This is a genomic window from Bacillus sp. E214 (assembly GCF_008087365.1).
GTDB lineage: Bacteria > Bacillota > Bacilli > Bacillales > Pradoshiaceae > Pradoshia.
Genome location: NZ_VENN01000001.1, coordinates 267,750 through 289,581 on the forward strand (window position 1 = coordinate 267,750; position 21,832 = coordinate 289,581).

Below are 21,832 nucleotides of genomic sequence, written 5' to 3' on the forward strand. Positions count from 1 at the left end.
ATGCTGGAGCAAGTTTTATTTTTTACTATACTCGTATCATTCTTAATTACGGTTCTTCTCTCCCCTATTTTTATACCGTTCCTAAGACGTTTGAAATTTGGTCAGAGTATTAGAGAAGAAGGACCGAAATCCCATCAGAAAAAAACAGGTACACCTACGATGGGAGGGGTTGTATTCTTACTGTCAATCCTTGTTACAACCCTTGTAATGACTGGTAAATTTAGAGATCCGGGTACTGAAACCTATTTACTGCTATTTGTAACCATCGGTTTTGGTTTACTTGGTTTCCTGGATGATTTTATTAAAATCGTCATGAAGAGAAATCTTGGATTAACATCTAGACAAAAATTGCTTGGGCAAATAGTTATATCTTGTATCTTTTATTTCATTATGAGACAGAGCAATATGTCTACTGAAATTAGTATTCCATTGACTGATTACAGCATTGATTTTGGATGGTTTTACATCTTTATTATTATTTTCTGGTTAGTCGGTTTTTCGAATGCTGTCAATTTAACTGATGGTCTTGATGGGTTGGTATCTGGGGCTTCTGCTATCGCGTTTGGAGCATTTGCTGTATTAGCCTGGGATTTAAAAGAATATGATATTGCTTTATTCTGTGTAGCTGTTGTCGGGGCTGTGTTGGGATTCCTGGTTTTTAACGCTCATCCTGCGAAGGTGTTTATGGGTGATACGGGATCACTTGCCTTAGGTGGAGCTATTGCGACAGTGGCGATATTGCTAAAATTAGAATTACTTCTTGTTATTATTGGCGGTGTTTTTGTTATTGAGACTTTATCCGTTATTATTCAGGTAGCTTCTTTTAAAACGACAGGTAAGCGTGTATTTAAAATGAGTCCATTACACCATCATTATGAATTAAGCGGATGGTCAGAGTGGCGTGTAGTTGTAACGTTTTGGACGGTTGGCTTACTTTTCGCTATTTTAGGAATCTACTTAGAGGTGTGGTTATAATATGAAGCAAATAAATGATTATTTAAGAAAAAAAGTGCTTGTCCTCGGGCTGGCAAAGAGCGGGGTAAGTGCGGCTTCACTTTTGCATAAACTTGGTGCTTTTGTAACTGTAAATGATTTTAAGCCTTTGAATGAAAACCCAGAAGCTCAAGGTTTACTGGAAGAAGGTATTAAGGTCGTTTGCGGTAGCCACCCGATTGAATTATTGGATGAAGGGTTCGAGTTAATCGTAAAAAACCCCGGGATTCCGTATACAAATCCGATGATACAGGAAGCGCTGAAAAAGAATATAGAAATTATTACTGAAGTAGAGCTTGCTTATCGAATATCTGAGGCTCCTTTTATTGGAATAACAGGTACGAATGGAAAAACAACTACGACTACATTGATCTATGAGATGCTTGAACGCGGAGGGAAAAAGCCGCTTATAGCCGGGAATATAGGAACGGTAGCAAGCGGAGTGGCTCAGGAAGCAACGGCGGAGAATGTTATAGTAATTGAATTGTCCTCGTTTCAGTTGATGGGTATTCAAACGTTCAGACCTTATATTTCAGTCTATTTAAATCTATTTGATGCCCATTTGGATTATCATGGGACGAAAGAAGAATATGCATTCGCTAAAGCACAAATAACCAAAAACCAAAAGGATACTGATTTCATCGTGTATAATGCCAACCAGGAGCCTACTAAAAAGGCTGCAGAGGGCTCAGGCGCTATTTCAGTTCCATTTAGTACTGAAGCAGTGGATGAAACGGGTGCTTACACGAAAGACGGATTTATTTGGTTCAAGAATGAAAAGATTATCGCTATAGATGAGGTAGTATTGCCTGGTAAGCATAATCTGGAAAATATTTTATCCGCTGTAGCTGCCGTTAAATTATATGGTGTAGCTAATGAAGCGATTCAAGATGTACTAAAAACATTCAGCGGTGTTAAGCATCGTACTCAATTTGTTGCAGAAATAAATGGACGAAAATTTTATAACGATTCCAAAGCAACAAATATTTTGGCTGCGTCAGCCGCTATATCCTCGTTTAAAAGTCCATTAATCCTGTTAGCCGGAGGCTTGGATCGAGGAAATGAATTTGATGAATTAATTCCGCTTCTCACTCATGTTAAGGCAATGATTGTTTTTGGAGAAACAGCTGAAAAATTAACGAAAACTGCACAGAAAGCAGGGATATCTATAATCAAACATGTCGATAATGTAGCTATAGCTGCCGATGAAGCATATAAACTTTCAGAAAGTGGCGATACTATTTTACTTTCACCGGCATGTGCAAGTTGGGATCAATATAAAACTTTTGAAGCCCGGGGAGACATGTTTATGGATGCCGTGCATAAGTTAAAATAGGGAGCTTGTTCGGAGAGTCAGTATTTCTCATGAAAGGCGCTGCCAAATGCAATAGAGACGATTTTGAAGTCGTCTCTTTTTGTTAGCATTTATCAGGCCCAGAAATACTTCCCTAATTTAAAACAAAGAGGTGCATGGAAGTGCCTGCAAAAAAAACCACTCCTGACTTTATTTTAATCATCGCAATGTTTTCCTTGCTTTCAATAGGGCTAATCATGGTCTACAGCGCCAGTGCAATTTGGGCTACCTATAAATTTGATGACACCTTTTTCTTTGCAAAGAGACAATTATTATTTGCGGGTGTAGGAATTGTAGCTATGCTGGTTATTATGAATATTGATTATTGGAATTGGAGAAGATGGGCAAAACCTTTAATCATCATTTGTTTTATTTTATTGTTGGTAGTGCTCATCCCGGGAATAGGTACATTAAGAAATGGTTCGAGGAGTTGGATTGGAGTGGGGGCTTTTTCCATTCAGCCTTCTGAATTTATGAAGCTCGCAATGATCGTCTTCCTCGCTAAATTCTTATCTGAAAGACAAAAGTACATAACTTCTTTTAAAAAAGGTTTAGCACCCTCGTTAGGTCTTGTCTTTTTAGCATTTGGGTTAATTATGATGCAGCCTGATCTTGGAACAGGAACGGTAATGGTAGGAACATGTATAGCGATGATTTTTATTGCAGGTGCCAGGATAAGTCACTTCGTCGGTCTTGGAATGCTTGGGGTGGCAGGCTTTGTTGCACTTGTTATATCTGCACCTTACCGGATGAAGAGAATCACATCATTTCTTGACCCTTGGCAGGACCCTCTCGGGAGCGGATTTCAAATCATTCAGTCACTCTATGCTATTGGACCTGGCGGGTTGTTTGGGCTCGGACTGGGCCAAAGCAGACAAAAGTTCTTCTATTTGCCTGAACCGCAAACAGATTTCATCTTTGCGATTCTCTCCGAAGAACTGGGTTTTATAGGTGGTTCACTTGTAATACTTTTATTCTCTCTCCTGTTATGGAGAGGTATCAGAATCGCCCTTGGAGCACCTGATTTATTTGGAGCCTTTTTAGCAGTTGGAATCATCATTATGATTGCCATACAGGTGATGATTAATATTGGTGTTGTGACAGGACTTATGCCGGTTACTGGGATTACATTGCCGTTTTTAAGCTATGGAGGTTCTTCATTGACCTTGATGTTAATGGCGGTTGGTGTATTGCTCAATATAAGCAGGTATTCTAATTATTAGAGTGAAATGAAGCTGATCCATTTAGCTTCTTTTTTTTTACAGATTATCATTATTTAAGTATAATGGTATTTTTAAGTAATATATATAATGAAGAACCTATGTAAACCTGGTTTAGAGTGTAGTAGAATATGGGTAAATCATATAGTTAGTAACATGTATGTTAAGTGAAAGGTGAATCAATCATGAAAATAGTATTAAGTGGTGGAGGTACAGGAGGACATATATACCCTGCACTGGCCATGGCAAGAGAAATTAAGAAGTTAAATCCGGAGGCATCTTTTTTATATATAGGTACCGAAAAAGGATTAGAAAAAGACCTCGTTAGTCGAGAAGGTCTTGATTTTAAAGCTATTGAGATTACAGGATTTAAACGATCTTTAAGCTTAGAGAATGTTAAAACAATATGGCGCTTCTTAAAAGGTGTTTCAAACAGCAAAAAACTATTAAAAGAGTTTAAGCCGGATGTCGTCATCGGGACCGGTGGATATGTATGTGGACCGGTTGTTTATGCAGCGTCCAAAATGAAGATTCCAACGATTATACATGAACAAAATAGCGTGCCAGGTTTAACAAATAAATTTTTAAGTCGATATGTTAATAAAGTGGCTATAAGCTTTGAAGAGGCTCGGCAATATTTCCCGAAGGAAAAAGTGGTCTTTACTGGAAATCCGAGGGGCTCAGAGGTTGTATCACATATTGGCTCAAATGCAATTCAGCAATTAGGCATTAAGAAAGGCATTCCTTCTGTGCTCATATTCGGAGGAAGCCGCGGAGCAAAAGCAATTAATGAAGCTGTTTTAAAAAATGTTGAAGTATTAAAGGATAAACCATACCAAGTGATATATATAACTGGTGACGTTCATTATCAATCTGTAAAAGAAGAGCTTGATTTAGTTGGAACTCCAGATAATGTCATTGTAAAATCATTTATACACAATATGCCGGAAATATTGCCTTCGGTTGATTTGGTTGTATCGCGAGCGGGAGCGACCACTTTGGCTGAATTAACAGCATTGGGAATAGCCAGTATCTTGATTCCAAGTCCTTATGTAACGAATAATCATCAGGAAAAGAATGCACAGGCTTTAGTACAAAAAGGGGCAGCAACCATGATAAAAGAAAGTGAATTGAATGGTAGCACCTTAATTAAAGCGATTGATGAAATAATGCTTGATACAGACAGGATTGAATCTATGAAGAAGTCAGCGAAGCAAATGGGTATACCTGATTCGGCTGAGCGTTTATTAAAAATGATGCAGGATCTGCAGTAAATAAATAGGACTAAATGAAATCAAAGAGGAATAAAAATCTTGATTCTAAAGATATCAAGCAGGACTTACGGTTAATGACTTATACTTATGTTCTTTTCTATTGTGATTAAAGGACTCATTAGATATGTTGGTTTTACCTTCTGATGGCCTGCTATGAAAAATGAATACCTCGTCCCTTCCGATTCATGATAATCCAATCGTCCTGTTTTTTAACCGTTGGAATCGGAAGTGGATTTCTTGATTCATTCCTTTAAAAAAGCAGAAAAAAATAAGAGATTATATGTTATAATTTTCTCATAATTGATGCGTTATCTATCAATTTTTGGTAAATGAGTTCTTTGAAATTTAAAAATAAAATCTTCACCCATCGATATAATTTTGCAATAATACCTATATATCATGGTGAGAATATTTTATTATGTATATGTAAAACGACGAGGGTATGCAGATTCTTAGTTGTTGGTTAAATGAGGTGTTTGTATTGGATAAGAATTTGGTATCTCTTGAAGATCGAATTCCTAAATTGAAACAGATGAGAAAAAAGAAAGCAAATAGGCGCCTAATTGGGCTGTTGACGATTTTCTTTCTACTTATATTCAGTATTATCTATTTGCAATCTCCATTGAGTCGAATCCAATCTATACAGGTCGAAGGCAATGCGTATTTGACAGATAAAGAAATCATTGAGCAAAGCGGTTTGGAAGTAGAGGATAATATTTGGGAGATTAAAGGTGACAAAATTGAAACGATGATTAAAAAACATCCCGAGATTGAGAATGTTAAATTAAAAAAAGGATTTCCCAACCATATAACATTGGAAGTCAGTGAATATAAATACACCGCCTATGTACAAAAGGGAAAGGAATATTATCCAATATTATCGAATGGTAAGATATTGGACAAGAAGTTAAGCCATATTCCTGATTCAGGGCCTTTACTTGTTTCATTTAAAGAGGGGAAACCATTGTCAATCGTTATTGGTCAGCTTGAAGAAATGTCCGAGGATGTGATGAACTCAATATCTGAGATTCACCATAATCCATCTAAGACTGATAAAACGAAAGTCACTCTTTACATGAATGACGGTTTTGAAGTAACTGCAAGTGGAGAAACTCTTGCTGAGAAGCTGGTGCATTATGCTGCAATTGTGAGTCAATTGGAGGAAGGCAGCAAAGGGGTTATCGATCTCGAAGTTGGTTCATATTTTCATTCTTATTAGTCAGATTCAAGGAGTGAAAAATGAAGGTAATTCCAAAAATTGTATTTAGGAACATAAAAAGAATCTTTGAACGTAATTTTAAGTCAACTGATATAGAAAATGAATTTTTAGGACATAGCGTATTATTTTAGTAGCTTAATTTTCTGAAATAAAACAGAATGAATTGGTCAGATGTGAGAAAATTCTTTTTTTATATGATATATGCTACAAATTTGACTTTTCTAGGCGTTCATATTGGTGTAGACTTGTAGTTAATAAGGTAATATGAAATAACAAATTGTTTTTCTAAAATATTTCTTATCATTAAAAAACAGACATTCTTTATACATTCTGATATTTTACAGGAAATAACAGGATAATAAAGGGTTTTGGCGAATAGTTGTTTTGTAGGGTTTCAAAAAGCTCAAACATAATATAGATAGCTATTAAAGGAGGTGCCAAAGGGTGCACAACAATGAAATTTATGTTAGCCTTGACATCGGTACATCCACTGTGAAAGTGATAATAGGAGAAATGGAAAATGACTCCTTGAACATAATCGGTGTGGGGAATGCAGCATCTGAAGGCTTGAAAAAGGGTCAGATTGTTGATATAGATGAAACTGTCAAATCCATTCGAAAAGCAGTTGAACAAGCTGAAAGAATGGTAGGTATGGAGATTCGTAAAGTGATTGTCGGAATCAGCGCCAATCATATTATGCTTCAGCCATGCCATGGGGTAGTCGCTGTATCCAATGACAATCGAGAGATTACAGAAGAGGATAAAACTCGTGTTAGAGAACAGGCGGAATTAGTTACAATTCCTTCTGATCGAGAAATTATTGATGTTATTCCTGTTCATTACAAAGTGGATGAAATAGATGAAATAAGCGACCCGAAAGGTATGACTGGAGTTCGCCTTGAAATGAGGGGCGTATTAATTACCGGACTCAGAACCATTTTACATAATACCCTTCGCGCTGTAGAACGTGCAGGTTTAGAAATAACTGATATTGCATTGCAGCCTATGGCGGCCGGCTCACTTGTTTTATCCAAGGATGAGCGTAATCTTGGAATAGCCCTAGTTGATATAGGTGGCGGTTCTACACAAGTCGCTGTATTTGAAGATGGGGAGTTAAAAGGAGCTACAGTTATCCCGCTTGGCGGAAATAATATTACAAAAGATATCAGCATTGTGTTAAAAACACCAACTGATGTTTCCGAACAAATTAAAGTTAGACATGGTCATGCATTTATTGATGATGATGCGGAAGAAGAAACATTCACAGTACCGGTGATTGGCAGCGAAAAACAACAGACCTGCAATCAATTTATCGTATCTGATATTATGGAAGATAGATTAACAGAAATCCTTGAAATGGTAGAAGATGCTATAGTGAATATGGGTGTAACTGATTTGCTTGGGGGGTATGTTCTCACTGGTGGAGTAGTAAAAACCCCTGGTATACTGGATTTAGCACAGAATATCTTGCAAAATCGCGTTCGTGGAGCGGAACCAAATTACATAGGTGTCAGAGAACCTCAGTACACAACTTCTGTTGGTCTTATCACATATGCATGTAACAAAGCCAGATCGCAAGGCTTGAAGTTAGGAGCGCATACTGTTGCTGCTACCAGAGAAACAACAGAAAAGCGTCCGGCTCAAAAACCAGCTCCAAAAGAAAAAGCACCAAAAAATCCGGAAGATAAAGTGAGTACAAAAATGAAAAAATTCTTCGGAGTATTTTTCGAATAAGGGAAACACTTTACCGAAAATAATAGGAGGACTTTCCATGCTAGAATTTGATACAAATATTGATTCGTTAGCAACGATAAAAGTAATCGGAGTAGGGGGCGGCGGAAATAACGCCGTTAACCGAATGATTGAACATGGCTTACAAGGGGTAGAATTTATTGCGGTTAACACAGATGCCCAAGCTTTGAATCTATCAAAAGCTGAAATAAAAATGCAAATAGGCGGTAAATTGACACGAGGACTTGGTGCAGGCGCCAATCCGGATGTTGGAAAAAAAGCTGCTGAAGAAAGTAAAGAACAAATTGAGCAAGCCCTTCAAGGAGCAGATATGGTATTTGTTACAGCTGGTATGGGCGGTGGTACCGGAACAGGAGCTGCTCCAGTTGTAGCTCAGATTGCCCGTGAGTTGGGTGCCCTGACTGTTGGTGTAGTGACAAGACCATTTACATTCGAAGGCCGTAAGCGTTCCACGCAGGCTCAGGGTGGAATTGCGGCTATGAAAGAATCTGTTGATACATTAATTGTTATTCCAAATGATCGATTATTGGAAATCGTTGATAAAAGTACACCAATGCTTGAAGCTTTCCGTGAAGCAGATAATGTTTTAAGACAAGGTGTACAAGGTATTTCTGATTTAATCGCAGTGCCAGGATTAATTAACCTGGACTTTGCAGATGTGAAAACAATTATGTCCAATAAAGGATCCGCTTTAATGGGAATCGGGGTTGCATCAGGTGAAAGCCGTGCTGCTGAAGCGGCTAAAAAAGCTATCTCCAGTCCATTGCTTGAAACATCCATTGACGGTGCTCAAGGTGTGTTAATGAACATCACTGGAGGAACGAACTTAAGCTTATTCGAAGTTCAGGAAGCTGCCGATATTGTAGCATCAGCCTCCGATCAGGAAGTAAATATGATTTTTGGTTCTGTTATTAATGAGAATCTGAAAGATGAAATTGTAGTAACTGTGATTGCGACTGGCTTCAATGAAATTGAACAACAACGTCCGGCGGCAAGACCGAACTTTGGCCAATCACGCCCTGCTCCTCAAACGAATCCAATCAAGCGCGAAGTACCTAAGCGTGAGGAATCTTATACTTCAGAACCTAGCAGAAATAATCAAGTGAGCAGCAATACTGATGATACACTTGATATTCCGACATTCTTAAGAAATCGTAATCGTCGTAGATAATATATTTCATAGAGGAAGATGATGATGTAATAGTAAATTACATCATCATCTTTTTTTGTTTTTGTAGATTCCCGCTGCAGGGTTTATAGCTCATTCTATGGATTTAGTCCGATAGTTCTATTTCAAACATTTTAATTAAGAATCTGATTGATTATCTCAATTCCTTTTTTCACCCCGATAGTTCTAATAGTTCAAATTAAATATGACTGGGGAAATTTTGCAGTAAATCATCGACAAATACTGATGAAAATATAAATAAAAAACGGTTGCACTCTTTACATGAAGTGACAACCTTTTGGATTATGTCAGGTTATAATTTCTCATATGTTCTATTAAAAAAAGTATGGGGAAACAATATGACTATTTATATTGATGCCATTTGGTTTCTCAATTGGGTCTTTGATACAAGTATATTAGTGTGGACTGCGGTTTTACTAAAAAACCAAATAAAATGGATTAGAATGCTAGCTGGAGGATTAGTGGGATCTATGGTTGTTTGGCTATATATCACTCCCTTTTCCTATTTAGCTGATCAAATTTGGTTGAAAAGCATGGTTTCTATTTTGATGGTTTTAACCGCATTTGGTTTTAGAAGTATCCGAGCATTTTTTAAAAGAGTTGTAACTTTATATGCTGTAACCTTTACAATTGGTGGAATCCTCTTAGGCAGTCACTATTTTTTTAGCTTTGAAGTGACTGAATATTTCAACGGATTCACAAGTGGAGCAGGCAGCTTCGGTGACCCGGTCAGTTGGATTTTTGTCATGATTGGATTTCCATTGGCATGGCATTTTTCAAAAAAACACATTAACATCCTTGATCTAGCCAAGTGGAATAAAGAGCAGAGGGTTACCATGATTGTTGAAATTAATGGCGTTTCATTTGAATCAGAAGGGCTTGTTGACACAGGAAATCAATTACTCGATCCATTATCCGGTTCTCCTGTAGCAATTATTTCACTCTATGGAAGGGAAACAATGATACCTGCGTCTGTATCCAAGTTAATTGACAAAGGGATCCAGAATTTGCATGGCGATTTTGCTGATTTCCCTGATGAGTGGCAAGAAAAAATGAGAATTATTCCGTGTAAGGTTGTTGGGAATGACAGTCAATTGTTAATTGCATTTAAACCAGATGTCCTATCCATTAAAGTAGCCAATGAATGTCGTGAGGTTCAAAAATGTTTAATTTCTTTTACCATGCAGCAATTATCAGGAGAAGGGCTTTTCGATTCCATTGTTCATCCAAAAATGGTACCGGCCGGTGATTCAGCATCTGCCTCTTAATGTAATAATCACTATACTCATTTCAGGAAGAAAATAGACGTTGAGGATTAGGAAAGGGGTTAAACAATTGAGAAATTTCCGCTTTAGACTATCCTATTATTGGACAAAAGTTTTAGTTAAATTAAAGCTTAAGTCAGATGAAGTGTATTATATTGGCGGCAGTGAGGCTCTTCCACCGCCACTCAGTAAGGAAGAGGAAGAAATATTAATTCATAAACTGCCTGCTGGAGATGAAACAGCAAGATCTATGCTAATTGAACGAAATCTTCGTTTAGTTGTATACATAGCACGTAAATTTGAGAATACAGGTATTAACATTGAAGATTTAATCAGTATTGGTACAATCGGCCTTATTAAAGCAGTAAATACCTTTAATCCTGAAAAGAAAATAAAGCTGGCAACATATGCATCAAGATGTATAGAAAACGAAATTTTAATGTATTTACGACGGAATAGTAAAACACGTTCCGAAGTCTCATTCGATGAACCGCTGAATATTGATTGGGATGGGAATGAATTGCTTTTATCAGATGTATTGGGCACAGATGATGATATCATCACAAAAAACTTAGAGACAAGTATTGATAAAAAACTTTTGGCTAAAGCACTGGAACAATTGAATGATCGGGAAAAGCAGATTATGGAACTAAGATTTGGCTTGGTTGGAGGGGAGGAAAAAACACAAAAGGATGTTGCTGATTTACTGGGGATATCGCAATCCTATATCTCCCGTCTTGAGAAGCGAATTATAAAAAGGCTTAGAAAAGAATTTAATAAAATGGTTTAAGGAAGGTGTAAAAAATATTTAGTCGTATAAAAGCTTTATGAAATCAGGGATTTTTCATTTAGTCACTATACGGAAATAATTTTCATATGCATATAATTCCCTCCCGCGGAGATACTTTACTTTGTACAGCAGCTCCTGCTAGGAGGGAATGGATTGACACGAAACAAAGTAGAAATATGTGGTGTGGATACATCAAAATTACCTGTTTTAAAAAATGATGAAATGCGAGAGTTGTTTAAACAGATGCAATCTGGAGAATCATCATCAGCACGGGAGAAGTTGGTTAACGGTAATCTTAGACTTGTCCTAAGTGTCATTCAGCGCTTTAATAACAGAGGTGAGTATGTTGATGACCTCTTCCAGGTTGGATGCATTGGTTTAATGAAATCGATTGACAACTTTGACTTAAGTCAGAATGTAAAATTTTCTACGTATGCTGTTCCAATGATTATTGGGGAAATTCGCCGTTATTTACGGGATAATAACCCGATTAGGGTTTCCAGATCGTTGAGAGATATTGCATACAAGGCTTTACAGGTCAGAGAGAGACTGATGAGTGAAACATCGAGAGAACCGACATCTGAAGAAATTGCAAAAGCTCTTGATGTTACGTATGAAGAGGTAGTATTCGCACTAGATGCAATCCAGGACCCAGTGTCATTATTTGAACCTATCTACAATGATGGAGGCGATCCAATTTTTGTAATGGATCAGCTCAGTGATGAGAAGAGTAAAGATAGCACATGGATTAATGAGATTGCATTAAAAGATGGCATGCGCAGGTTAAATGAGCGTGAGAAAATGATCCTTAAGAAACGTTTCTTCCAAGGGAAAACGCAAATGGAAGTTGCTGAGGAAATCGGAATTTCACAGGCACAGGTATCCCGCTTGGAAAAAGCGGCTATTCGCCAAATGAATAAAAATATCTAGCTGCTGATTAATGAACTTATAATTAAATATGTATTGCCCTTAAGCTATCCTCATTTGCAGGATAGTTTTTATTTATATTAGGCCAATTTATTATAGCAGAGTCTTCATTCCTATTTAAAAGAGGGGAACTCAAAATTCTTGCATCACCAGCATCTGTTTTTTATGGTTTTGTAGATAGCCAGATATGAAAGAAACTAAATCCTTTTCTTATAACGTTCAAGATTTGATGGATAGGAGGGCGTTCCAGAGAGAAGTTCTTTATTGTTCTTTCCATTCATATAATGCCTGTAACTACAGATCCCGAGTGGAGGAGATAGAGTATGATTAAAATTTCTGAGTTACAAGTCAAAGATATCGTAAATACATTCGACGGAAAACGATTGGGAAATGTTGAAGATATTGAAATTAATCTAAGTACTGGGAAAATAGAAAGTATAACGGTAGCAAACAGTAAAATGCTTTCGTTTTTAAATAAAGAGGAAGACACTGTCATTCCGTGGTATAAAATTAAAATGATTGGAGAAGATGTGATTCTTGTGGAATACAAGGGATACGGAAGTTTTAATGAATAGAAGAAGAAAATTATGCGGGATTGTGATAAAATGAAAGAAAAATCGAGGGGTATTAGCTTGGAACCATTTGTTCAGTTTTCCGAATCATTTATGTCGATAAAAGGTTGGAAGGATTGGCATCCGAATTTATTGGCGGGATTTACTACGAAGAACGGAGGCATCAGCGATTTTCCGTTTCAGTCGATGAATACAGCTTTTCACGTCTTTGATTTAGATGGAAAAGTAATAGAAAACAGGCGTATTCTAGCTGACCAGCTCCATTTTCCTGTTGAAAGATGGGTTGGAGCTGAGCAGACGCATGAAGCGTCTATTTTGAAAATTGACAAAAGTCATGCCGGGCTTGGTGCTATAGATTATAAAACAGCATTAAAAGCAACGGATGGTTTATATACAAAAGAAAGCGGAATATTATTGACGCTTTGTTTTGCAGATTGTGTACCCGTATATTTTATGGCGCCTAACCATCATTTGATTGGGATTGTACATGCAGGCTGGAAGGGGACGGTTGCTGGCATAGGTTCATCTATGATTGATATCTGGAGACAGGATGAAGGTGTTCAGCCTGAAGAGATATATGCTGCAATAGGGCCATCTATTTGCCAAAACTGTTATACGGTCGACAAAAAAGTAATTAACTATTTAGAGGTTATACTAGAAGAACAGACAAAAACCGCTTATAATCAAATTACGGAGAATCAATATCAGCTTGATTTAAAGCTGGCGAATGCTTTAATTCTTCAGAAAGCCGGTATTTTACCAGAGAATATTATGACAACTGGTTTTTGTACAAGTTGTGATGATTCTTACTTTTTTTCTCACCGACGTGATGAGGGGAAAACTGGTCGAATGTTGGGGTTAATCGGCTGGAAGGAGGAGTAGGATATTGGAAGTGACGGAAAACCTGCAAATCATTCATGAAAAAATCGAGAGTGCTGCAAAACGTGCAGGTCGTAATCCACAAGATATACAAATAATTGCTGTTACAAAATATGTTTCAACAAAACGTGCTCTAGAAGCCTATAAAGCCGGAATTAAAAACTTTGGTGAAAACCGCCCGGAAGGATTAATAGCCAAGCAAGAGGGTATAAAAGAACGACCAGTTTGGCATTTTATCGGTTCGCTTCAAACGAGAAAGGTAAAAACGATCATAAATCGTGTGGACGTTCTACATTCTCTTGATCGCTTATCATTGGCTGAAGAAATAGAAAAGAGAGCCACTCGCCCGATTGACTGTTTTGTTCAGATAAATGTAAGCGGAGAAGATACTAAACATGGAATACAGCCTCAGGTTGCAATTGAGTTTGTACAACAGCTTGCTGAATTTGAAAAAATTAGGGTAATGGGACTTATGACGATGGCTCCTTTCACAGATGATGAAGAAGAAATACGTACTTGTTTCCGTAAACTCAAAGAATTGCAAGTAGTGATACAAAATATGAAGTTGCCCAATGCCCCATGCACAGAACTCTCAATGGGTATGTCTAATGACTATGAAATCGCCATTGAAGAGGGTGCAACCATGGTTAGAATCGGAACTGCCTTGGTAGGGAATGAATAAAAGAGAGGTGTAAATGATGTCTATCGTATCAAAAATGAAAACGTTCTTTGCACTCGAGGATGAAGAATATGAGTATGAGGAACAATATGTTGAAGAAGAAAAAATTCCGGCAAAAGTGAATAAACATGATCAGCAGCAAAAACAACAAAATATAGTGAGTCTTCAAAGCATACAGAAATCTTCTAAGTTAGTATTGCTGGAGCCAAGAGCGTATGCAGATGCTCAGGAGATTGCCGACCATTTAAAAAATCGCCGTGGGGTTGTTGTGAATTTACAAAGGATTTCACCAGACCAGGCTAGAAGAATTGTTGACTTTTTAAGTGGGACAGTCTATGCAATAGGTGGGGATATTCAGCGTATCGGGTCAAATATATTCTTATGTACCCCTGATAATGTTGATGTTTCAGGTTCCATCTCTGGATATGCTCAAGAAGATGAACTGGAGGATATAAGGTGGTAAGTAAATAATGGATATAGTTTTTTATATACTTTATAAAGCAGTAGATATATATTCCTGGGCCTTAATTATTTACATATTAATGTCGTGGTTTCCAAATGCAAGGGATACAGGAATTGGAATGTTTTTAGCACGCATATGTGAGCCGTTTTTGGAACCATTCAGGAGAATTGTACCTTCGCTCGGCATGATTGATATTTCTCCAATTATAGCGATTCTTGTGTTAAATATGGCACGAGTAGGAATCTCCGCGTTGGCAGGCATTTTTTAAGAAGAATGTTAGCTCCCTTTCAAAACAGGGAGCTTTTATATTTTAGCTGGAGGATGTAAATGGATATTTATCAGCATTTTCGTCAGGAAGAAAGAGAATTTATCGATCAGGTGCTTGGATGGATTGATCAAGTGCAGGAGCAATATGCCCCTAAACTGACAGATTTTCTTGACCCCAGAGAATCAGAGATTGTAAGGATGCTAATTGGTACAAATGGAGATGTACTTGTTTCCTTTTTTGGAGGAAGCGAAGCGGCCGAGCGGCAAAGAGCGCTCCTCTATCCGGACTATTATGAACCGCAAATCGAGGATTACGAACTGACCATTTATGAATTGTTTTATTCTGCAAAATTTACGACACTGAAACACAGGCAGATTCTTGGCACGTTAATGTCTGTTGGCTTAAAGAGAGAAAAATTTGGTGATATATGGATTGAAGGCGAGCGAGTACAATTCGTTGTTGCAAAAGATGTAGCATCCTATCTGGAGATGAATATATCTAAAATGGGCAATGCGGGTGTAAAGTTTCAGGAAATACCTGCTGATCAGGCCATGACTGTTACGGAACAATGGAAGGAATGCCAAGTGACAGTTTCCTCCATGAGAATTGATACGATATTGTCGGCTATCGCCAATATTTCGAGGCAAAAGAGCCAAACACTCGTACAGCAGGGGCGTGTTAAGGTAAACTGGAAACAAGTCGATAATCCATCATATGAAATCAGAGAAAGTGATGTGTTATCCACTCGTGGGATAGGGAGAATGAAGATATTTTCCATTGAAGGAAAAACAAAGAAAGATAAATGGAAAATAAAGTGTGGTATACAAAAATAATCAGGAATTTAGAAGGAATATCACCATTACTGTCGAAAGCATAGTATAATAATTAAGAGAAGAATCAGTATTCGGAGGTGCAGTCTATGCCATTATCACCGCTAGACATACATAACAAGGAATTCGGCAGAGGATTCCGCGGTTACGATGAAGATGAAGTAAATGAGTTTCTTGACCAAATAATTAAAGATTACGAGTTGGTCCTTCGAGATAAGAAAGATCTTGAAGCTAAAGTGGAAGAGTTGGAACAACGCCTTGAGCATTTCTCCAACATTGAGGAAACGTTGAATAAATCAATCGTCATTGCTCAGGAAGCCGGAGAAGATGTCAAACGAAATTCTCAAAAAGAGGCTAAATTGATTATGAAGGAAGCAGAAAAAAATGCTGACCGAATTGTCAATGAGGCATTATCTAAAGCAAGAAAAATTGCTATTGAAATTGAAGACCTTAAAAAGCAATCTAAAGTATTCAGAATGCGTTTTAAAATGCTTGTTGAAGCCCAGCTTGATTTATTAAACAGTGAAGATTGGGATAAACTTCTTAAATATGACGTGGATGCCACTGAATTTGATATCGACCTGAATGAAGAAGAAATGTAAGGTCTTGACTTTATCGTAAGTTATTGAATATAATATTTTAACAAATCTATTCAAAAAATGATAAAACGAAGACGGGAACAGTACATCAGATTATACTTTTTGTAGCGAGCCGGGGAAGGTGGGAGTCCGGTAAAAGAATCTGGATGGAAGATCATCCCTGAGTCTGCTTTTGAACCCAGCTTGGCTGGCAGTAAATAGCGGCGAGTCATTCACGTTACGAATACCAAGAGGAATATTGTCAGGCAATATTCTAAAAGGGTGGTACCGCGGAAATATAGCCTTTTCGTCCCTTTACCGGGATGAAAAGGCTTTTTTGTATTTATTTATGAAAATAGTTTAACCGAAGTTTAAGGAGTGAATGGAATGGAATTTAAAGACACATTATTGATGCCTAAAACAGAATTTCCAATGCGTGGGAATTTACCAAAAAGAGAACCGGAAGTTCAAGCAGGTTGGGAAGAAAAAAATATTTACAAATTAGTACAGGAGCGCACGAAGGACCTTCCTAAATTTGTGCTGCATGACGGACCTCCTTATGCGAATGGAAACATTCATATCGGGCATGCGATGAATAAAATCTTAAAGGATTTTATTGTTCGCTTTAAATCAATGAATGGTTATAATGCGCCATATGTACCAGGTTGGGATACTCATGGTTTACCAATTGAAACAGCGCTAACTAAAAACAAAAAAGTAAATCGTAAGGAAATGACAATCGCTGACTTCCGTAAACTTTGTGAGGAATATGCTTATACACAAATTGATCAGCAGCGCACTCAATTTAAACGTTTAGGTGTAAGAGGGGACTGGGAAAATCCTTACATCACACTGAAACCTGAATATGAAGCTGAGCAAATCAAAGTTTTCGGTGATATGGCGAAAAAAGGCTATATCTATAAAGGATTAAAACCGGTTTATTGGTCTCCTTCCAGTGAATCTGCACTAGCTGAAGCGGAAATCGAATACCACGACAAGAAATCAGCATCTATCTTTGTTGCATTTGATGTGAAGGACGGCAAAGGAGTAGTGGAAGAGGGAGCGAAGTTCATTATTTGGACAACGACACCTTGGACTATTCCAGCTAACCTTGGAATTGCTGTTCACCCACGCCTTGATTATGTACTTGTGAATGTTGATGGTACAAAATATATTGTGGCTGAAACACTATTGCCTTCCGTTAAAGAAACACTTGGATGGGAGAATGCTGAAGTTGAGAAGACTGTTAAAGGTGCTGAACTGGAATATGTAGTCACTAAACATCCATTGTATGACCGTGACTCACTTGTTATTTTAGGAGAGCATGTAACCACTGATGCAGGTACAGGCTGTGTTCATACTGCGCCAGGACATGGTGAAGATGACTTTATCGTAGGTCAGAAATATAATCTTGGAGTACTCTGCCCAGTGGATGGAAAAGGCCATATGACTTCTGATGCTCCTGGATTTGAAGGATTATTCTATGATAAAGCAAACAAAGAAATCACGGATAAACTCGAGGAAGTCGGTGCTCTGTTAAAACTTGATTTCATTACACACTCTTATCCGCATGATTGGAGAACGAAAAAGCCAACAATTTTCCGTGCAACCGATCAATGGTTTGCTTCTGTTGATGATATCCGTGAAGACCTATTGCAGCAGATCAAAGAAACTAAATGGGTACCTGCATGGGGTGAAACGAGATTATTTAACATGATTCGTGATCGTGGAGACTGGTGTATTTCCCGTCAGCGTGCATGGGGCGTACCGATTCCGGTGTTTTATGCAGAAAATGGTGAAGCAATCATTACAGATGAAACGATTAAGCATGTATCTGATTTATTCCGACAATACGGTTCCACTGTTTGGTTTGAGAAAGACGCAAAAGATCTTCTCCCAGAAGGCTTTACACATGAAGGCAGCCCGAATGGCTTATTTACGAAAGAAACAGATATTATGGACGTATGGTTTGATTCTGGTTCCTCCCATCAATCAGTTCTTGAAGCAAGAGAAGATTTGAGAAGACCAGCTGACCTTTACCTCGAGGGTTCAGACCAATATCGTGGATGGTTTAACTCCTCTTTGATCACGTCAGTTGCTGTTACTGGTAAAGCTCCTTACAAGGAAGTATTGAGCCACGGATTTACACTTGATGGAGAAGGCCGTAAAATGAGTAAATCCCTAGGAAACACAATTGACCCATTAAAAGTTATCAATCAAATGGGTGCAGATATTCTGCGTCTTTGGGTTGCGAGTGTCGATTACCAGGCTGATGTACGTGTTTCTGATAATATCCTGAAACAAGTATCCGAAGTATATCGTAAAATTCGTAACACATTCAGATTCCTGCTTGGAAACCTGAGCGGATTTAACGCAGAGCATGATGCTGTTTCTTACGAGAATCTTCGTGAAGTGGATCAATATATGCTCATTAAGTTAAATGATTTGGTTGATCAGGTAAAACAATCCTATGACAATTATGAATTTGCTGATATCTATAATGGTATCAATAATTTCTGTACACAGGATTTAAGTTCCTTCTATCTGGATTATGCAAAGGATATTCTATACTGCGATGCGGAAAACAGTGATGGCCGCCGTGCAATTCAAACTGTACTGCATGAATGCGTTATGAAGCTAGTTAAATTGATTGCTCCTATTCTGCCGCATACAGCTGATGAAGTTTGGACTTTTATCGATGATGCTGATGCAGAGAGCGTACAATTAACAGATATGCCGTCGGTTGAAAATTATCCAAATAGTACAGCTGTTAAAGCTAAATGGGATCTGTTCATGAATTTGCGTGATGATGTCCTTAAAGCGCTTGAAGAAGCAAGAAATGCAAAAGTAATTGGTAAATCATTAAATGCGAAAGTAGCATTGTATGTAAGTGAAGAAACAAAAGATTTGCTTGAAAGCATTGAAGAAAGCCTTGAACAATTATTTATCGTTTCTTCAGTGGAAGTTGCCGGATACATTTACGATGCACCGGAAGAAGCTATTAAGTTAGAGCATGCGGCAATTTTAGTCACAAAAGCAAATGGAGAAACTTGTGAACGTTGCTGGAATATTAGTGAAGAGGTTGGTACAATTGAGAAACACCCAACTTTATGTGAACGCTGCTCTACAGTGGTAGATAACGAATATCCAGAACTCGGATAAGGTTATTTAAAATGATAGAGAACCGATTTCCTGAGTGCTTAAGCAATCAGCGAAAAGTGAGGCATACTCTCATTTGAAGTGTTAGATAAGTTTTATGTGTGGGCAGTAGAGGTGATAGACCAACCTGTCCAAAATACTGGGATGCTATTCCTTCTATAGGCCCTTTCATTTATTCGAAAGGGCCTGTATTTTTGTTAAAGTTCTAAAACATTTGTTAGATAGATATGCTACAATTTGTTAAGCAGTGTGTACATTTTAAGCAGGCAGGGGGCAAGCTTATGTTATATATGTATTATTTGATTGCGTTGCTCATTATCATGATTGACCAATTTACAAAATGGTTGGTCGTTAAGTATATGACCTTAGGGGAGAGTATACCAATCATTGAAAACTTTCTATACATCACCTCGCACAGAAACCGAGGGGCGGCATGGGGAATTCTTCAGGGACAAATGTGGTTTTTTTACATCGTAACAACCGTGGTTATTATTGGAATTGTCTTTTACATAAGAAAATTCAGTACCGATAAGTTGACGGGGATATCCCTTGGACTTATTCTTGGGGGAGCGATTGGTAATTTTATTGATCGGATTTTCCGCAATGAAGTGGTTGATTTTGTGCATACGTATATATTCTCATACAGTTTTCCTGTCTTTAATGTGGCAGATTCTGCTCTTTGTATAGGAGTTGGATTATTGGTTATTGCTATGTTTATGGAGGAAAAAAGAGCTAAGGAGCTAAAGAATGGATAGTCAAAGACTGATAGTAACAGAAGAACAAAAAGGTGAAAGGCTTGATAAAGTCCTTTCCGTTTTAAATGAAGAATGGTCACGTTCTCAAGTCCAGCAGTGGATAAAAGAAGGGAATATTCTGGTGAATGACAAACAGATAAAGGCAAATTATAAATGTCAGCCTGGTGACTCTATTGAAATCACACCATCAGAGCCAGAGGAACTTGATGTTGTAGCTGAGAACATTCCTCTTGATATTTATTATGAGGATGCGGATGTCATTGTTGTCAATAAACCAAAAGGCATGGTTGTACATCCGGCAGCAGGACATGGATCAGGTACACTTGTAAATGCTTTAATGTACCATTGCAAGGATTTATCAGGGATCAATGGTGTGATGCGTCCAGGTATCGTCCATCGTATCGATAAGGATACTTCAGGATTGCTCATGGTCGCTAAAAATGATTATGCGCATGAGAGACTTGTAAAGCAATTAACTGAAAAAACAGTTACCCGGAAGTATAAGGCACTTGTCCACGGTATCATTCCACATGATGCAGGAACGGTAGATGCGCCGATAGGCCGTGATAAACGAGATCGTCAAAGCATGACAGTAACAGACGATAATTCTAGGCATGCAGTTACACATTTTCATGTACTGGAAAGATTTAAAGACTTTACTTTTATTGAATGTCAGCTTGAAACAGGACGCACTCATCAAATTCGTGTCCATATGAAATATATTGGTTATCCTCTTGCTGGTGACCCTAAGTATGGACCAAGAAAAACTCCTGATTTAAATGGACAGGCTTTACATGCAGCAGTTCTGGGATTTGTCCATCCTAGAACAGAGGAATATTTGGAATTTGAAGCTCCATTACCAGCATATTTTGTCGATTATTTGGAAACTTTAAGAATTGACTGTTGACAAGGATAACAATCCTAAAGTAATATAGATACAACTGAATAGGGTCCTTTAAATACAGTCCCGTGAGGCTGAAAAGGTACGTGAAAACTAATGGAAGATGTGTGTCTTTTTCTATGGTTTATTATATCCTTTTGCCTACACGGCAAAAGGATTTTTTACGTTTTTTAGGAAAGGGACGATGATATGTTAGAGAAAGCAATCTTGCTTGATGAAAAGGCAATCTCAAGAGCGTTAACAAGGATTTCTCATGAAATTATCGAGAAAAATAAGGGTGTGAGTGATTGTGTGTTGATCGGTATTCGTACCCGTGGTATTTTTCTTGCTAAACGTCTGGGAGAAAGAATTCACGAAATTGAAGGAGCGGAAATTCCTGTTGGTGAACTGGATATTACCTTGTACCGGGATGATTTAAGCACAAAGACAAAAAGTGGGGATCCACAGGTAAATGGATCAGATGTATCATTTAGCTTAAAAGATAAGAAAGTCATTCTGGTTGATGATGTTTTATATACTGGCAGAACGGCGAGAGCAGCTCTTGATGCTCTTATAGATATTGGCAGACCGGCTCAAATCCAATTAGCTGTCCTGATCGACAGAGGGCACAGAGAGCTTCCAATCCGAGCTGATTATGTAGGCAAGAATATACCTACTGCAAAAAATGAAAAGATTGTCGTCAAATTAAAAGAAATGGATGATGGTGAACAAGTCTCCATTTTTGAATAAAAAAACCTTTTTAATTCAGTCCTGTGAGGCTGAAAA

The 21,832-nt window shown here is 37.8% G+C and carries 21 protein-coding genes and 1 other annotated feature; all 21 genes read left to right on the forward strand.

All coding sequences use genetic code 11. From position 1 onward, the window contains the following. Complete coding sequence (gene mraY / locus FHY47_RS01275) at positions 1-975, forward strand: phospho-N-acetylmuramoyl-pentapeptide-transferase (RefSeq protein WP_066100706.1); 975 nt, start codon at positions 1-3, stop codon at positions 973-975. A 1-nt stretch (position 976) separates the two neighbouring features. Beyond that, positions 977-2,329, forward strand: a complete 1,353-nt coding sequence (murD, locus tag FHY47_RS01280) for a UDP-N-acetylmuramoyl-L-alanine--D-glutamate ligase (protein WP_148629542.1) — start codon at positions 977-979, stop codon at positions 2,327-2,329. A 140-nt stretch (positions 2,330-2,469) separates the two neighbouring features. After that, the gene (gene spoVE, locus FHY47_RS01285; protein WP_066102297.1) at positions 2,470-3,570 is read left to right on the forward strand and encodes a stage V sporulation protein E; all 1,101 of its coding nucleotides are present in this window, start codon (positions 2,470-2,472) and stop codon (positions 3,568-3,570) included. Between the two features lie 182 nt (positions 3,571-3,752). Then, positions 3,753-4,841 (forward strand): undecaprenyldiphospho-muramoylpentapeptide beta-N-acetylglucosaminyltransferase, encoded by a 1,089-nt coding sequence (murG, locus tag FHY47_RS01290; RefSeq protein ID WP_066100700.1) that lies wholly within the window; start codon positions 3,753-3,755, stop codon positions 4,839-4,841. A 481-nt stretch (positions 4,842-5,322) separates the two neighbouring features. Beyond that, positions 5,323-6,060: a cell division protein FtsQ/DivIB gene (locus tag FHY47_RS01295; RefSeq protein WP_148629543.1), complete on the forward strand. Its 738-nt coding sequence runs from the start codon at positions 5,323-5,325 to the stop codon at positions 6,058-6,060. Between the two features lie 444 nt (positions 6,061-6,504). After that, the gene (gene ftsA / locus FHY47_RS01300; protein ID WP_066100693.1) at positions 6,505-7,794 is read left to right on the forward strand and encodes a cell division protein FtsA; all 1,290 of its coding nucleotides are present in this window, start codon (positions 6,505-6,507) and stop codon (positions 7,792-7,794) included. Positions 7,795-7,831: 37 nt separating this feature from the next. Next, positions 7,832-8,983: a cell division protein FtsZ gene (ftsZ, locus tag FHY47_RS01305; protein WP_066100689.1), complete on the forward strand. Its 1,152-nt coding sequence runs from the start codon at positions 7,832-7,834 to the stop codon at positions 8,981-8,983. Between the two features lie 356 nt (positions 8,984-9,339). Beyond that, entirely contained in the window at positions 9,340-10,269 is a 930-nt protein-coding gene (gene spoIIGA / locus FHY47_RS01310) for a sigma-E processing peptidase SpoIIGA (RefSeq protein WP_181161983.1), read from the forward strand. A gap of 67 nt (positions 10,270-10,336) precedes the next feature. Next, the gene (sigE, locus tag FHY47_RS01315) at positions 10,337-11,056 is read left to right on the forward strand and encodes an RNA polymerase sporulation sigma factor SigE (RefSeq protein ID WP_066100683.1); all 720 of its coding nucleotides are present in this window, start codon (positions 10,337-10,339) and stop codon (positions 11,054-11,056) included. Between the two features lie 153 nt (positions 11,057-11,209). Then, positions 11,210-11,986, forward strand: a complete 777-nt coding sequence (gene sigG, locus FHY47_RS01320) for an RNA polymerase sporulation sigma factor SigG (RefSeq protein ID WP_066100680.1) — start codon at positions 11,210-11,212, stop codon at positions 11,984-11,986. 320 nt (positions 11,987-12,306) lie between these two features. Beyond that, positions 12,307-12,558: a YlmC/YmxH family sporulation protein gene (locus tag FHY47_RS01325; protein ID WP_066100677.1), complete on the forward strand. Its 252-nt coding sequence runs from the start codon at positions 12,307-12,309 to the stop codon at positions 12,556-12,558. Positions 12,559-12,588: 30 nt separating this feature from the next. After that, on the forward strand, positions 12,589-13,437 hold the full coding sequence (pgeF, locus tag FHY47_RS01330) for a peptidoglycan editing factor PgeF (RefSeq protein ID WP_139891293.1): 849 nt from the start codon (positions 12,589-12,591) through the stop codon (positions 13,435-13,437). Between the two features lie 4 nt (positions 13,438-13,441). After that, on the forward strand, positions 13,442-14,116 hold the full coding sequence (locus FHY47_RS01335) for a YggS family pyridoxal phosphate-dependent enzyme (RefSeq protein ID WP_066100674.1): 675 nt from the start codon (positions 13,442-13,444) through the stop codon (positions 14,114-14,116). A 16-nt stretch (positions 14,117-14,132) separates the two neighbouring features. Next, entirely contained in the window at positions 14,133-14,576 is a 444-nt protein-coding gene (locus FHY47_RS01340) for a cell division protein SepF (RefSeq protein ID WP_148629545.1), read from the forward strand. 7 nt (positions 14,577-14,583) lie between these two features. Beyond that, positions 14,584-14,844, forward strand: a complete 261-nt coding sequence (locus FHY47_RS01345) for a YggT family protein (protein WP_066100670.1) — start codon at positions 14,584-14,586, stop codon at positions 14,842-14,844. 59 nt (positions 14,845-14,903) lie between these two features. Then, a complete protein-coding gene (locus FHY47_RS01350; RefSeq protein WP_148629546.1) occupies positions 14,904-15,677 on the forward strand; it encodes a YlmH family RNA-binding protein in 774 nt (257 codons plus the stop codon). Positions 15,678-15,763: 86 nt separating this feature from the next. Then, positions 15,764-16,276, forward strand: a complete 513-nt coding sequence (locus FHY47_RS01355; protein ID WP_066100664.1) for a DivIVA domain-containing protein — start codon at positions 15,764-15,766, stop codon at positions 16,274-16,276. 59 nt (positions 16,277-16,335) lie between these two features. Beyond that, positions 16,336-16,570 (forward strand) — a binding site (T-box leader). A gap of 69 nt (positions 16,571-16,639) precedes the next feature. Further along, positions 16,640-19,414 carry an isoleucine--tRNA ligase gene (gene ileS / locus FHY47_RS01360; protein WP_139891288.1) on the forward strand — a complete coding sequence of 925 codons (2,775 nt, stop codon included), beginning with the start codon at positions 16,640-16,642 and terminating at the stop codon, positions 19,412-19,414. Between the two features lie 278 nt (positions 19,415-19,692). Further along, complete coding sequence (gene lspA / locus FHY47_RS01365; RefSeq protein ID WP_066100658.1) at positions 19,693-20,166, forward strand: signal peptidase II; 474 nt, start codon at positions 19,693-19,695, stop codon at positions 20,164-20,166. Beyond that, positions 20,159-21,073 (forward strand): RluA family pseudouridine synthase, encoded by a 915-nt coding sequence (locus FHY47_RS01370; RefSeq protein ID WP_066100655.1) that lies wholly within the window; start codon positions 20,159-20,161, stop codon positions 21,071-21,073. Before lspA ends, FHY47_RS01370 begins: the two co-directional genes overlap by 8 nt. 183 nt (positions 21,074-21,256) lie before the next feature. Then, complete coding sequence (gene pyrR / locus FHY47_RS01375) at positions 21,257-21,796, forward strand: bifunctional pyr operon transcriptional regulator/uracil phosphoribosyltransferase PyrR (protein WP_066100653.1); 540 nt, start codon at positions 21,257-21,259, stop codon at positions 21,794-21,796. The last annotated feature ends 36 nt before the right edge of the window (positions 21,797-21,832 follow it).

Coding starts and splice junctions, on each gene's coding strand:
- mraY (WP_066100706.1), top strand. CDS start 1: ATGCTGGAGCAAGTTTTATTTTTTACTATACTCGTATCATTCTTAATT.
- murD (WP_148629542.1), top strand. CDS start 977: ATGAAGCAAATAAATGATTATTTAAGAAAAAAAGTGCTTGTCCTCGGG.
- murG (WP_066100700.1), top strand. CDS start 3,753: ATGAAAATAGTATTAAGTGGTGGAGGTACAGGAGGACATATATACCCT.
- ftsZ (WP_066100689.1), top strand. CDS start 7,832: ATGCTAGAATTTGATACAAATATTGATTCGTTAGCAACGATAAAAGTA.
- spoIIGA (WP_181161983.1), top strand. CDS start 9,340: ATGACTATTTATATTGATGCCATTTGGTTTCTCAATTGGGTCTTTGAT.
- FHY47_RS01325 (WP_066100677.1), top strand. CDS start 12,307: ATGATTAAAATTTCTGAGTTACAAGTCAAAGATATCGTAAATACATTC.
- pgeF (WP_139891293.1), top strand. CDS start 12,589: ATGAAAGAAAAATCGAGGGGTATTAGCTTGGAACCATTTGTTCAGTTT.
- FHY47_RS01340 (WP_148629545.1), top strand. CDS start 14,133: ATGTCTATCGTATCAAAAATGAAAACGTTCTTTGCACTCGAGGATGAA.
- FHY47_RS01345 (WP_066100670.1), top strand. CDS start 14,584: ATGGATATAGTTTTTTATATACTTTATAAAGCAGTAGATATATATTCC.
- FHY47_RS01350 (WP_148629546.1), top strand. CDS start 14,904: ATGGATATTTATCAGCATTTTCGTCAGGAAGAAAGAGAATTTATCGAT.
- FHY47_RS01355 (WP_066100664.1), top strand. CDS start 15,764: ATGCCATTATCACCGCTAGACATACATAACAAGGAATTCGGCAGAGGA.
- ileS (WP_139891288.1), top strand. CDS start 16,640: ATGGAATTTAAAGACACATTATTGATGCCTAAAACAGAATTTCCAATG.
- lspA (WP_066100658.1), top strand. CDS start 19,693: ATGTTATATATGTATTATTTGATTGCGTTGCTCATTATCATGATTGAC.
- FHY47_RS01370 (WP_066100655.1), top strand. CDS start 20,159: ATGGATAGTCAAAGACTGATAGTAACAGAAGAACAAAAAGGTGAAAGG.
- pyrR (WP_066100653.1), top strand. CDS start 21,257: ATGTTAGAGAAAGCAATCTTGCTTGATGAAAAGGCAATCTCAAGAGCG.